Raw genomic sequence first — 12,830 nt, 5'->3', positions numbered from 1 at the left:
GCAGATGTCCTTTCAGGATTCGCGGGTTCAGGGATACGGCGTAACGGGCGCAATGCCGACGAAGATCGCGCCCGATGCGTCGTAATTGCCTTCGCCGAGAAAGGCGTGTTGCGTGACGACGATCGAATCGCGTACCAGACGCTGCATCCGGTTCTCGCGATAGATCGCGCCGATGCCCGCCATCTTGTACGCCTGCATCACGATATCGGCGCAGGTGTGGGCGGCGTGCGTCGCCGACAGACGCAGCAAGTTTGCTTCGGCAGGCAACACCGGGTCGCCCGAGAGCACCGTGCGCCACGATGCTTCCGCGCACTCGAAGAAGAACGCCCGCGCGCTGCGCAGTTGTGCTTCCGCCTGCGCGAGCCCGGAACGATAGTAGGCGCGATCGGCGAGACGCGGCGCACCGGTCGTGGTTTTCGTCACGCCGGACATCCCCGCCAGCAGGTCGAGCGCCGCGCGCGCCAGGCCGATGTTCACTGCCGCATGCACCTGCGCCTGATACGCGACGGCGGGATACCGGTACAGCGGTTCATCGATCAGCGGCGTGCCGCCGCGCACGAAGGTCCATTGTTCCTCGACGTATTTGTCCTTCAGGCGCAGATCATGGCTGCCCGTGCCCTGCATGCCGACCACGTTCCAGTTATCGACGATCTCCACTTCGCTCGCCGGGAAAACCGCAGTAAAAGGCTTGCCGGCGTTCTTGTCGTCGGTGCCGGCCGGCGCCCCGCCGATTCCCACGCCGATCCAGTCCGCGCCCTTGCAGCCGCTCGCAAAGCGCCACTGTCCCGACACGAGGAATCCGCCAGGCGCGCGCTCGGCCTTTTGCAGCGGATACAAGCCGCCCGCGAAGACCTGATCGGGACCGGCCGCATAGATTCGCGCCTGGGTCTCCACAGACAGTGAAGCCAGGTACGTGTTCGCGGAGCCGAACGCCGCGACCCAGGCGGCCGATCCGTCCGCGATCGCGATACGTTCGAGCATCTCGAGGAAGCGCGCGGGCGGCAGCGCATCGCCGCCGAAACGTTTGGGCGTGCTCGCGCGGAAAATCCCCGCGCGCTTCATCTTGCCGACCATATCGCGCGGCACGTGGGACAGGGCGTCGAACTCGTCGCGGCGGCGCTCGACTTCCTCGATCAGCGTATCGAGGTGCAGCGGTCCGGCGTACTCGGGATAGTCGTTTTGCGTATCGATGATGGCTTCGCTTCGAAGGGCTTGCATAGGTGATACCTCTCGGTCGATGTGTGTCGATGTCATTCGGGCTGACGGCGTGCAGCGGCGCGCATCGCTTTGGGATACGTCTCGCGTGCGAGCAGCGTGGCGACGACGGTGATCAGGCCGAGTACGCCCAGATAAATGGCGACCGGCACGGCGCTGTGATAGTGGGCGAGCAACGCGGTGGCGATCATCGGCGAGAGGCCGCCGCCGAGTACGGAAGAGACTTCCCGCCCAATGCCGAGTCCCGAGAAACGCAGGTGCACCGGCAACATCTCGCTGATGAACGCGGGTTGCGCGCCTTCGAGAATGCCGAGCGTGATGCTGTTCGCGAGGACGAGCGCCGCAACCACCTTCCAGTACTCGCCCGAGCCGAGCAGCGCGAAGTACGGCCACGCGACCAGTACGATGGCGATTGCGCCGGCGAGATACACCGGCTTGCGTCCGACCTTGTCGGTCACCCAGCCGAAGAAGAGCGAAACGGGGATCATCAGCAGCATCGAAATGCACAGGCCGCTCAGAACCCAACTCGACCTGATGCCCAGAAACTGCCCGTAGGCGATCGAAAATGCGAAGAAGAGGTAGGACGCCGCGCCCTCGCCGAAGCGCAGGCCGAACACGGTCAGCACTTCGCGCGGACATTGGCGCAGCACTTCGATGACAGGCATCCGGCTTTCGTGGCGCGTCGCCTTGACTTCGGCGAATGCGGCACTTTCTCCGACGGAGCGGCGCATCCACAAGCCGAGAAGAACGAGTGCGGCGCTCGCGAGAAACGGAAGGCGCCATCCCCAGCTCTGAAAGTCGCCCGCCGGCAAGTTCTGCACCAGCAGGAACGCACCGGTGGACAGGACGAAGCCGAGTGCCGCGCCACACGGGCTCCACGCCGCGAGCGCGCCGCGCTTCGATTGCGGCGCGTTCTCGTGGATCAGCAGGATACTGCCGCTCCATTCGCCGCCGGCGGCCAGTCCCTGAAGAATGCGCAACAGAACGAGCATCACGGGCGCCGCAATGCCGACCTGCTGATAGGTCGGCAAAACGCCCATCAGGACCGTGGCGGTGCCCATCGTGAGAAGGGTCAGCATCATCACGACCTTGCGGCCGTAACGGTCGCCGATATGTCCGCATAGCACGCCGCCGATGGGTCGCGCGATGAAGCCGACCGTGAAGCCGCCGAATGCGGCGATGGTGCCCGTGAGCGGATCGGTGCCGACCGGAAAGAACAGCTTGCCGAAGACGAGCGCGGCGGCGGTGCCGTACAGAAAGAAGTCATACCACTCGAGGATCTGGCCGAGCACTGCCGTCGTGACTGCACGGCGCACGTTGCTTGGGCGACGAGCCGATCGGGTTTGAGCGAGCGCGCTCAGGTCGGAATTCAGAGCTTCAGGGTTCATGGTTGGGGAAGACATGAGGTGATGGTTCCCGCTTCCCTGATGCTCAAGAAGCGGTGCGAGTCGTATCGATGCGATGCGATGGGCCCACGATATGAGCCTCGATAATCGCGGTCAAATTCGAGACAAAAATGCGCGACATGAATCTGGTGCATGTGCCGTTGCATGTCGTACGGAATAGCCCTTGCCTCGCATGACATATCGATCGCGCTTATCGCCGGTCATGCTTTTGGCTTATTTGCCGCGTGAAACGAGCGGCCGCAGACTGCGTGGCGCATCGCATTCATCACCGCAATGAGCCTTCATTGCGTCAATCAACAGAACGACTCGCATGGAACACGCACGTATGAAACTCGCCTTGGGAACTTCTCTGGCGCTGCTTGCAGTTGCAGGCACGGCGCACGCACAAAGCGCGGTGACGCTGTACGGCATCGTCGACGATGGCTTCAACTGGACATCGAACGCCGGCGGCCACAATCTCTACAACCTGTCGAGCGGCGTCATGCAGGCCAGCCGCTGGGGATTGAGAGGCAGGGAAGAGCTTGGCGGCGGGCTTGCTGCGCTGTTCGTACTCGAGAACGGCTTCGACCTGAATAACGGCTCGCTTGCGCAGAAGAATCGCGGCAGCACGCAAGGTCTGATGTTCGGCCGGCAGGCGTACGTGGGCTTGTCCAGTGCTTACGGCGCCGTGTTGCTCGGGCGGCAATACGATTCGGTCGTGGATTATGTGGGCCCGTTCGAGTCCGGTACCCAGTGGGCGGGATATATCGGCGCGCATCCAGGCGATCTGGATAACCTCAACAACGCGTATCGCGTGAACAACGCGATCAAGTTCGTCAGTAAGGCTTACTACGGCGTTACCTTCGGCGGCGTCTACAGTCTGGGCGGCGTCGCGGGTGCGGTCTCGCGCAACCAATTGTGGTCGCTCGGTGCGGGCTATGCGAACGGCCCGCTGACGTTGGGCGTCGGTTACCTGAACGCGCGCAATCCGAACGTCGGCTTCTTCGGCGACAACGGCGCAAGCACGCCGCCCGCTGCGAGCGCGAACTTTATCTCTTCGCCCGTCTATAGCGGCTATGCATCGGCTCGTACCTATCAGGTGGTCGCGGCGGGCGCTGCTTATGCATTCGGCGCGGCCACGGTGGGTGCAACGTATTCCAACGTGCAGTTCAAGAACCTCGGCGATACCGCGAACTCCGGTCCCAATCCGCGCGGCTATTCCGGCAATGCGAACTTCAATAACGTCGAAGTCAACTTCAGGTATCAGCTCACGCCGGCGCTCCTGCTCGGCGCGGCATTCGACTACACGAAGGGCGGCGACGTCGATTCGGCCACCGGCAACAATCCCGGCGCCAAGTATTACCAAGGCGCGCTCGGCGCCGATTACTTCCTGTCTAAGCGCACCGATGTCTATCTGATCGGCGTGTACCAGAAGGCATCCGGCATCGATTCCACCGGCACAGCGGCGGTTGCGGCGATCAACAACCTCACGCCGTCGACGAGCGATCGTCAAAGCACGGTCCGCGTGGGCATCCGCCACAAGTTTTGAAGCCAGCCGATTCGCGCCGGGATGTCATCCATTTCACGGATGGCATCAACCACATTTGATCTATTTGACGGATATGCGGGTGCGGCCTAATTTGTCGTCGAGACGACGCGTGAGTCCGCGCGTGGTACCGCGGAACGGAAGACCTGTGTCGTACCCCCCCATACCTATGGAGACAACATCGTGAGCGTCAAAGTATTCGATACGAAGGAAGTTCAGGGCCTGCTTTCGGCCGCCGCCAATCTCGGCAGCGATAACGGCAATGCACGTGCGAAGCAGATCACGCATCGGCTGCTAAGCGACCTGTTCAAGGCCATCGACGACCTCGATATGACGCCCGATGAAATCTGGGCAGGCGTGAACTACTTCAACCGGCTCGGTCGCGACGGGGAAGCGGCCTTGCTCGCGGCGGGTCTCGGTCTCGAGAAGTTTCTCGACATTCGCATGGATGCGCAGGACCGTCACGCGGACATTCACGGCGGCACACCGCGCACCATCGAAGGTCCGCTGTATGTGGCGGGCGCACCGTTGCGCGATGGTGTGGCGAAGATCGACCTCAATCCGGACGATGACGCCGGGCCGCTTGTCATTCGCGGCACCGTAACCGGTCCCGACGGCAAGCCTGTCGCGGATGCCGTCGTGGAGTGCTGGCATGCAAACTCCAAAGGCTTCTACTCGCATTTCGATCCGACCGGCGCACAGAGTGACTTCAACTTGCGTGGCGCGGTGAGAACAGGACAAGACGGCAAGTACGAGTTCCGCACGCTCATGCCCGTAGGCTATGGATGCCCGCCTCACGGTTCGACGCAAGAATTGCTGAACGCGCTTGCACGGCATGGCAATCGTCCTGCACACGTTCATTTCTTCGTGACGAGCGATAACTTCCGCAAGCTGACCACGCAGATCAACATCGAGGGCGATCCGCTCATTTGGGATGACTTCGCGTATGCCACGCGCGAGGAATTGATTCCTCATGTCGTCGAAAAGAAGGGCGGCTTTGCGCTCGGTCTAAAGGCGGACGCTTACAAGGAAATTCAGTTCGATATCGCGCTGACTCGCCTCGTCGAAGGCAAGGACAATCAGCTTGTCAGTCGTCAGCGCACGGCGGTGACGGCTTAAGTCGGCGAAGCGGCTGACTCCGCTTCCATTTGCTGCGGCAGCGACGATGTTCATCGCGTTGGCGGCGATGGGCGAGAGTGACGAATCACCTGATCGCGGGTGCTACGCTCTGCAGCAAAGCCTGAAGGTCGTCGATGTTGAAGGGCTTGGAAAGAATCGTTACACCGGCGTTTTTTGCTCGTTCGAACTCATCGGCATAGCCGGTCATCAGCGCAATAGCCTGCTTCGGCCATTTCCGCCGCACTTTTTCCGCAACATCGATTCCGTTGTTGAGCCCAGGCATTTGAATGTCGGAGAGAATGAGATCGAACTTCGCGCCGTCCTCCAGCAGACCTAGCGCTGCATCTCCGGTGAGTTCGTGTCGGGATTGCCAGCCGAACACCTCCAGTACGGCCGAAAGTCCCGCGGCCACTTCTTCGTTGTCTTCGACCAGCAAAATGGAACCCTTGGTCGCCTCCGTCACCGTTACGGGTGGTGAGGGAGACACGGTCGTCGCTTTGGCTTCGGCCTGCCCGGAGCCACGGGGAAGAATGAGCGACACGGTCGTTCCTTTACCTTCCTCGCTCTCGATGCGTGCTGTTCCTCGCGCCTGCTCGCACATCGCGATGACCTGCGCAAGGCCGAGCCCCGTGCCAGCGTTCGCGGCTTTGGTCGTAAAAAGCGGCTCGAATGCGCGTTGCATCACTGATGCCGGCATGCCGACGCCGGTATCGGAACAAGCGATGACAACATAGTCACCGGGCTTCAGGCTTCCTTTCGAAGTATCGAGCGTGATGTTCCTGGTGCGAATGGTAAAGTCGCCGCCGCCGGGCATTGCATCCCTGGCATTCACCGCAAGGTTTATCAGCGCCGATTGAAGTTCGGTTTGGTCAACGTAGATTGGCCAGATTTCGTCAGAAGACCTGATGTGAAAGCGGATGCGCTCATTGAGCGACATCTGAATCAGAGAGGCTTCCCGTTCGAGCCAATCTTTGACATCCACGAACTCCTCACGCAGCGGTTGCTTGCGAGCGACGCTGAGTAGCCGCCTTGCCAGGACCTCCGCCGAAGCGGAAGCCCGTTCCACTGCGATGACTTCTTTCTCCAGTCCGTTGAAGTGCTTGCGACGGGCCAGTTCCATGTTCGCCTTGACCACCATGAGGAGATTGTTGAAGTCATGCGCGACGTTTGCCACGAGATTGCCGAGTGCGCCCATACGCTTCATCTGACGGCTTGTTGCTTCCGCGGAAACGCGCATCCCGAACTCGGCTTTCCATCTGTCCCACGCCGTTCGTTCACGTTTCAGACGGCTCAAACTGAACACGACCAGAAACCAGATGCCTACGCATGGAACCAGCGTCGCGATGGCGATAAGACCGTCGTGTCGCAACCATCTGTATGTAACCGTCGAGACCGGGATTCCGGAGGTCACGTAAAGCGGGTATGAGCCGACCTCTCGATACACCAGGAGCTTCTCGACGCCGTCGAGCGTCGAGAAACCCCTGAGACGTCCGCTTTGCCGATTAGCCTGAATAGCTTCCAGCAAGGGTTGACTGCTTGTCGGTGCGCGTCGCGCTTTTGGCTCGGGAAATCGAACGAGCGTAGTACCGTCGCTTCGGAAAAGCCCGACCGTCAAAGCCCGGTCATGTGCGGTCAGCCGGTCGTAGAACGACGAGAAATAATCGCGTCGAAGGGATATGGCCAAGACACCGAGATACTGGCCACTCGAGTCGTATCGAGGGAACGTCACATCGAAAACGTCCCGAGCCGGGTCGGATATTTGTTCGGGCCGCAGCATGCCAACTGCCGCAGAAGCGGCATGGCGTGCAGACCAGATATCCGAGCGGTCTCCAATCGATTGAAGGCCGACCGGATAGGTGCTGCTGCTGGCAAGCAAATTTCCTTTCCGGCCAAAGACAGCAATCGAGAAAACCGATGGCACCCGCTCGGCGGTTTGCCTCAGAAAGCGATGAACAGATTGCTGTCGCGCGCGAAGTGGGACATCCCCGTCGTCACCGAGAAAGGCCATTATTCGAAGCGATACCTCCTGATTCACGTCGAGGACTTTTACGGCCTGCTCCTCGGCAACTCGCGAGAGTCTGTCGATTCCTTCAGTCGAATCCGCGATTCTGGTTTGAAAACCGAAATAACCGTACGTGGCGAGAAAAAGCAATGGTGTGATGATTGATGCTGCAAGCACGGCGAGCAGCATGCGCCGGGTCACGCCAAAGTCGCGTGGCGGAACGGGGATATCGAGCGCAGTGCTGTCCGGGACAGATGTTTCCTGATGGGCAATCATGGGACTTCGGGGCGGGGCGCGAAGGCGAAGTCTATTCAGATGTTCGTACGACGTCAAACTTACCGTTGGCGCGGCGGTCGTCGACGTGTTTAAGGGCCGGATAGATACGGCGTCATGGATTCTTTTGTTTGCTCGCACGATTTTCTTGAAGCCGTGCGTCTGTGTTTGGCGAGCGTTCGTATTGACTGATACGTCGGTAGATTTGTGGCCGACGCCGTAAAACTTACTTGAATCTGAACAAGATTGGAGAACTCCCATGCTTCACCAACTCGATGTCCGTAGAACCCTTGCGTTGTCGGTTTCCATCGCGACGTTGTTAGCTGCAAGCTCGGCAGTTGCAGGTGGAAATGGCAACGGTGGAAATGGCAGCGGCGGATCTCACGGTGCCGCCACGTCGGGCATGACGTATCACAGTGAGCCGGTATCGAGCCCTTGGAATCGAGTTCCGGGGGACATGCCGAGAGAGGTAAATTCGACGGATGCCAAAGCGCGCTCGACGTCGGCGGGTACGCCCGATATGTCGATGGCACCGGGAGAATAGGGTATCGGGTAATCGACTGGAAGAGGGCGGCGACGTTCTCGCGATGTGAATGTTTCGGATCCCGATTCAATTGCGCAGCAATCGATGACTTACCCGCACCGCATCCGACCGACGGCAAAGCCGGTCAACCCCGGCGCGGGCGAAGCCGATCTGGCAATGCGCGGCGCGACGCCGCCTCGCCAGTCGTACCTGTTCGCTTACTGGCTCGCACCGGCGGGTGCGTCGCTGGCGGCGGTCGCCGGGAAGCTGGCGGCAGCCGGCGCGGATGACCCTGCGCTGTCGCTTGCCGCGGTGCTTCCGCCGCTCGTATTCCGGTTGCAGCCCGACGTCAAGCAGACGGACGCCGTCACTGCGGCGATCAACATGGCCCTGATCGTGATGGTTCGGTTCATGGCGTGCTCCTCATGGACTTATCGAGTCAAATGGCGCTGCGTTCGACCGGCAGCGCCGATGTCAGTCGGGTGACTTCAGGCGGTCGCCTTCGCTTTGCGTGCCCGGCGGTGTTCCCGGCTTGGTAGCGGGACCGGCGTCCGGCGCGCGATCCTCGTTGGGGCCGCGCGGCGCCGGCTCCTTCGGGTTCGCCGGGATGTTCTCGGTGTGTCCCGGCACCGGCTGCCCTTCGATATGCTGCGGCGTCTGTTCGTCGGTCATGATTGCCTCGTCGATGCCTGATGGTTGTCCGGCTTGGGATCGGGTTCCGCCGTGGTATCGGTGCCGCTCTTGCCATTGCTGCGGTTGGTGATCTCGCCGGTTTCGTCGAGGACGTCGTCGAGATCGTCGTCGGCATCCTCGTCGGGAGCCGACAGCCATTGAAGCAGCGGCAGACGCGCTGTGTACTGCGATGCAGGCATGGAGAAGTGGGTCATCGTGATCGCTCGATTGGCTGAAGGTAGTGAGATCGAGCAAGCGTTATTCCATCAGCGTGACGAGCGCATGCATTGCCGGCTCCGCACTCAGGCGCCGTTGCCATCGCTTCGCGCTGCGCCGCGCATCTCGTCCGCCGGACGCGGAAAGCCCGTGCGGTCAAGATAAAGCTGGGCGTAATGCTCCGAGCGTTCGCTGCGCTGCCGCGCCCGGTCATCGGACAGGGAAGTCACCGCGCGCGCATCGAGCGCGGTGACGCCCGCGACGTTGAGCAAGGCGCCGAGCGCACGCGTGTGCGCGCCTTGCCGGCGTTCGCGTGGCGCCGTCGCCACGGTCATCAGATCGAGCGCGTCGCCGCCGATGCGCGCCATCAGATACGGAGACGGATCGCGCGACGAAAGTATGCCGATGCCGCAGGCAATCTCTCTCAGCCCATACAGCCTGACGAGGCCAGGGCTGACGCGCAGGCCGGACATGCGTGCGACGGTACGGGGCGCAAGCAGTTGGGCGGTTCCCAATGCGAGACTGAAGAATGCGAGTCCACGGGCAAGCGAGTGGCCCTTCGCTTGCTGGTTGTCGGTCGCGGGATACTGGCTCATGGTGTGTTCCGGCTAGGTATGACGACTGGATGAACGAACATGTCGAAGCCTTCTGCAAGGCTTATTTCTTCGCTTCCTGACCGGATGCCGAGCGGTCCAGATATTCGGTCGAGATGGAAGGGATGTGTTCGAGCAGCCATTGCGCCATTGCCTGCTCCTGAGGCAGGATCCGTTCGCACGCGGCCCGGGTTTCGGCATCGCCGCAGCGCGTCGCTGCCGCAATCAGCGAGGTGTAGGACGCGATCTCCATGTTCTCGAATACATAGCTCATGATGGCGCCTTTCACGACTTCGTCGGTCATCGTCATGCCGCCGGCCGCTTGCGCGAAGGCCATCATCTTGGCGGCAAGATCCTTGACCGTCGATGTGCTGCCGCCGAGCCGCTCGATGCACGCGGCGACGATCTTCTGCTGGTCCAGCGTTTCTTCCAGATGCTGATCGATACGCGCCTTCAGTTGCGGATAGTGCTCGAGGCGCCCGGACTGCGCGCGCAGCATTTGCTCGGCTTGCTGTTCCATCGCGTGCGCGTCGCGAAGCCAGTCGAGCAGGTGTTCGGTCGGTTGAGCCATGGTGTCTCCCGGATCGATGTGAACGGATGAGCGAAGCAATCGCGCTTCGCGCTGCCCGATGACTCGCAATCGTCATGCCGCGCATGTTCGTGGCATGACGACGAATAGTTAGGATGCCCTTCGTACTGTTGCGACATGAAAATAAAGCGCGATACTTTAAGCGCGCCTTGAATGGCGCGTTATCTTCCGTGGCTTCAGCCCGCCGTTTTCAGGCGGGCCTTTTTTTTGCACAAAGTCGCATCAAGCGGGGCAGATGGATCGACCAGCCCGTGCCCGATGTGCGGGCGAGTCACGCGCTTCCCGAGCATCTCGGGTACGCTTCGTCCGCTGCCGAAAGAAGGCATGAACATCGCACGCACCAGGAGTTTTTCCCATGCTCGCCGCAATTGCTACATTGCTCGTTTTCCAGTGTCTCGGAGAAGGGCTTTCCTATCTCTTCAGCCTGCCGGTGCCCGGCCCGGTCATCGGCATGCTTCTGCTCGCCGGATACTGCGCATTGCGTCCGGCCGCCGCGGCCACGCTCGAACCCACGGCGCTCGAACTGCTCCGGCACCTGTCTCTGCTGTTCGTGCCGGCGGGCGTCGGCATCATGGTTTCGGCGCATGCGCTGCGCGGCGACGTGCTTGCCGTCGTGCTCTCCGTTGCAGTCAGTACCACACTCGCGGTCGCCGTCACCGCGCTCGTCATGCGTGCGATGCTGCGCGGCCGCCGCCGCGTCGCCCATGAACACGGAGACCGCACATGATCCCGGTGCCGCACTTCGGAGCGATCTGGGTCTATCTGGCGGCCACGCCGCTGCTCGGCCTTACCATCACGCTGCTCGCGTACCTCATCGCGCAGCGCATCTACGCGGCGTGCCGCTTCAATCCGCTCGCCAATCCGGTGCTGATTTCGGTGGCCATCGTCGTCGTGGTGCTCAAGACGAGCGGCACGGCCTACGAAACGTATTTCGACGGCGCGCAGTTCGTGCATTTTCTGCTCGGGCCGGCCACGGTCGCGCTGGCGTTGCCGCTTTATCGGCAGTGGGCGAATCTGAAGCGGCTCGCGTGGCCGATTCTCGTGAGTCTCGCCGCCGGCTCGCTGACCGCGATCGTATCCGCCGTGTCCGTGGCGGCCTTGCTCGGGGCGTCGCGTCAGTCGATTGCATCGCTCGCGCCGAAGTCCGCGACGACGCCCATCGCGATGGCCGTGGCGAAGGAGATCGGGGGCGTGCCTTCGCTGACGGCGGTGCTCGTCATCACGACGGGCGTGTTCGGCGCCGTCACCGCGCGGGGTATCCTCAATGTGCTGCGCGTTTCCGACGTCGAGGCGCGCGGCTTCGCGCTCGGCGTGGCGTCGCATGGCATCGGCACGGCGCGCGCCTTTCAGGTCAGCGAAGAGATGGGCGCGTTCGCCGGCCTCGGCATGGGGCTGAACGGCGTGTTTACCGCGTTCGTCGTGCCCGTTCTGCTGCCTGTGTTGTCGAAGCTGCTGTGATGTCCGCGCGCCCGGCTTGAATGTCGCACGGAATAGCCATTGCTGGCGACGACGGCATGGGTCGCGCCCCTCGCGACGTAACAACCGCCAAGGAACCTGTCCATGTCACAGCCTGCACTGTTCCAACCTGCGCGCTTGCGCAATCTGGCCCTCGCCAATCGCATCGTGATCGCGCCGATGTGCCAGTACTCCGCCGAAGACGGCTGCATGAACGACTGGCATCTGATTCACCTCGGTCAGCTCGCGCTGTCCGGCGCGGCCTTGCTCACCATCGAAGCAACGGCCGTGCTGCCGGAGGGACGCATCACATATGCGGATGTCGGTCTCTGGAACGACGAAACCGAAGCGGCGCTGAAGCGCACGCTCGACGGCATCCGGCGATGGTCGGACATGCCGGTCGCGATCCAGTTGAGTCACGCGGGACGCAAGGCATCGACCGATGTGCCGTGGGAAGGCGGCGCCCAGATTTCAGCCGATCACGCGCATGGCTGGCAGACCGAAGCGCCTTCGAGCGTCGCCTATGAGGACGGCGAAGCGCCGCCGGTCGCGCTCGATGCGGCCGGACTCGCGCGCATCCGCGATGCGTTCACGGCGGCCGCCACGCGCGCGGCGCGTCTCGGCATCGATCTCGTTCAGATCCACGCGGCGCATGGCTACTTGCTGCATCAGTTCTTGTCGCCGTTGTCGAACCGGCGCGACGATGAATACGGCGGTTCGCTCGAGAACCGCATGCGTTTTCCGCTCGAAGTGTTCGACGCCGTGCGCGCCGCATTTCCCGCCGAGCGGCCGGTGACGATCCGCGTGTCCGGCACCGATTGGGTCGAAGGCGGCTGGGACATCGAGCAGACCGTCGCATTCGCCAAAGCGCTCGAAGCGCGCGGCTGCGATGCCGTTCACGTATCGAGCGGCGGGCTTCATCCGGCGCAGAAGATTCCGGTCGGGCCGAGCTATCAGGTGCCGCTCGCGCGCGCCGTGAAGCAGGCGGTCGGGATGCCGGTCATCGCGGTCGGGCTGATCACGGGCATCGAACAGGCGGAGGCCATCGTCGGAACCGGCGATGCCGACATGATCGCGCTCGCGCGCACGGCCCTGTACGACCCGCGCTGGCCTTGGCACGCCGCGGCGGAGCTGGGCGCACAGGTGCGCGCGCCGAAGCAGTATCTGCGCTCGCAGCCGCATCAGTACCGGCATCTCTTCGAAGAAGACTGATCGTGCGATGCGGTCGCGCGCTCGAAGGGA

The 12,830-nt window shown here is 62.3% G+C and carries 13 protein-coding genes; 6 read left to right on the top strand and 7 right to left on the bottom strand.

Annotated elements, in window-relative coordinates; translation table 11 throughout:
- Positions 1–27: 27 nt before the first annotated feature.
- Together NCR93_RS25555 and NCR93_RS25550 are read right to left on the bottom strand one after the other, a co-directional pair.
- Positions 28–1,218 (bottom strand): acyl-CoA dehydrogenase family protein, encoded by a 1,191-nt coding sequence (locus NCR93_RS25555; protein ID WP_175981627.1) that lies wholly within the window; start codon positions 1,216–1,218, stop codon positions 28–30.
- Positions 1,219–1,250: 32 nt separating this feature from the next.
- Positions 1,251–2,603 (bottom strand): MFS transporter, encoded by a 1,353-nt coding sequence (locus NCR93_RS25550; protein WP_175981704.1) that lies wholly within the window; start codon positions 2,601–2,603, stop codon positions 1,251–1,253.
- 343 nt (positions 2,604–2,946) lie between these two features.
- Here NCR93_RS25550 and NCR93_RS25545 point away from each other — a divergent pair, with 343 nt between their 5' ends.
- Together NCR93_RS25545 and catA are read left to right on the top strand one after the other, a co-directional pair.
- Positions 2,947–4,149 carry a porin gene (locus NCR93_RS25545; protein ID WP_175981629.1) on the top strand — a complete coding sequence of 401 codons (1,203 nt, stop codon included), beginning with the start codon at positions 2,947–2,949 and terminating at the stop codon, positions 4,147–4,149.
- Positions 4,150–4,329: 180 nt separating this feature from the next.
- Positions 4,330–5,265, top strand: a complete 936-nt coding sequence (gene catA / locus NCR93_RS25540) for a catechol 1,2-dioxygenase (protein WP_175981631.1) — start codon at positions 4,330–4,332, stop codon at positions 5,263–5,265.
- 85 nt (positions 5,266–5,350) lie between these two features.
- On the opposite strand, the gene NCR93_RS25535 is transcribed toward catA, so the two are convergent.
- Positions 5,351–7,543 carry a hybrid sensor histidine kinase/response regulator gene (locus NCR93_RS25535; RefSeq protein ID WP_175981632.1) on the bottom strand — a complete coding sequence of 731 codons (2,193 nt, stop codon included), beginning with the start codon at positions 7,541–7,543 and terminating at the stop codon, positions 5,351–5,353.
- Positions 7,544–8,168: 625 nt separating this feature from the next.
- Here NCR93_RS25535 and NCR93_RS25530 point away from each other — a divergent pair.
- Entirely contained in the window at positions 8,169–8,549 is a 381-nt protein-coding gene (locus NCR93_RS25530; protein ID WP_175981635.1) for a hypothetical protein, read from the top strand.
- Here the strand turns inward: NCR93_RS25530 and NCR93_RS25525 are convergent.
- From NCR93_RS25525 to NCR93_RS25510, 4 genes are all read right to left on the bottom strand, one after another.
- Positions 8,538–8,735: a hypothetical protein gene (locus NCR93_RS25525; RefSeq protein WP_008346702.1), complete on the bottom strand. Its 198-nt coding sequence runs from the start codon at positions 8,733–8,735 to the stop codon at positions 8,538–8,540. The genes NCR93_RS25530 and NCR93_RS25525 overlap by 12 nt on opposite strands.
- Positions 8,732–8,950 (bottom strand): hypothetical protein, encoded by a 219-nt coding sequence (locus NCR93_RS25520; protein WP_175981273.1) that lies wholly within the window; start codon positions 8,948–8,950, stop codon positions 8,732–8,734. Before NCR93_RS25520 ends, NCR93_RS25525 begins: the two co-directional genes overlap by 4 nt.
- A gap of 87 nt (positions 8,951–9,037) precedes the next feature.
- Positions 9,038–9,547: a hypothetical protein gene (locus NCR93_RS25515; protein WP_008346698.1), complete on the bottom strand. Its 510-nt coding sequence runs from the start codon at positions 9,545–9,547 to the stop codon at positions 9,038–9,040.
- Between the two features lie 61 nt (positions 9,548–9,608).
- Positions 9,609–10,115 (bottom strand): ferritin-like domain-containing protein, encoded by a 507-nt coding sequence (locus NCR93_RS25510; protein ID WP_008346696.1) that lies wholly within the window; start codon positions 10,113–10,115, stop codon positions 9,609–9,611.
- A gap of 373 nt (positions 10,116–10,488) precedes the next feature.
- Between NCR93_RS25510 and NCR93_RS25505 the strand changes: the two genes are divergently transcribed.
- The 3 genes from NCR93_RS25505 to NCR93_RS25495 all read left to right on the top strand — a co-directional run bounded on the left by NCR93_RS25505 (position 10,489) and on the right by NCR93_RS25495 (position 12,800).
- Positions 10,489–10,860 carry a CidA/LrgA family protein gene (locus NCR93_RS25505; RefSeq protein ID WP_175981636.1) on the top strand — a complete coding sequence of 124 codons (372 nt, stop codon included), beginning with the start codon at positions 10,489–10,491 and terminating at the stop codon, positions 10,858–10,860.
- Entirely contained in the window at positions 10,857–11,591 is a 735-nt protein-coding gene (locus tag NCR93_RS25500) for an LrgB family protein (RefSeq protein WP_008346692.1), read from the top strand. Before NCR93_RS25505 ends, NCR93_RS25500 begins: the two co-directional genes overlap by 4 nt.
- A gap of 102 nt (positions 11,592–11,693) precedes the next feature.
- Positions 11,694–12,800 (top strand): NADH:flavin oxidoreductase/NADH oxidase, encoded by a 1,107-nt coding sequence (locus NCR93_RS25495; RefSeq protein ID WP_175981638.1) that lies wholly within the window; start codon positions 11,694–11,696, stop codon positions 12,798–12,800.
- The last annotated feature ends 30 nt before the right edge of the window (positions 12,801–12,830 follow it).

Origin of the sequence: Caballeronia sp. ATUFL_F1_KS39 (assembly GCF_023630985.1) — a bacterium.
Classification (GTDB): Bacteria; Pseudomonadota; Gammaproteobacteria; order Burkholderiales; family Burkholderiaceae; genus Caballeronia; species Caballeronia zhejiangensis.
The sequence above is the reverse complement of the archived record's forward strand: the minus strand, read 5'-3'. Positions and strand labels throughout refer to the sequence as shown.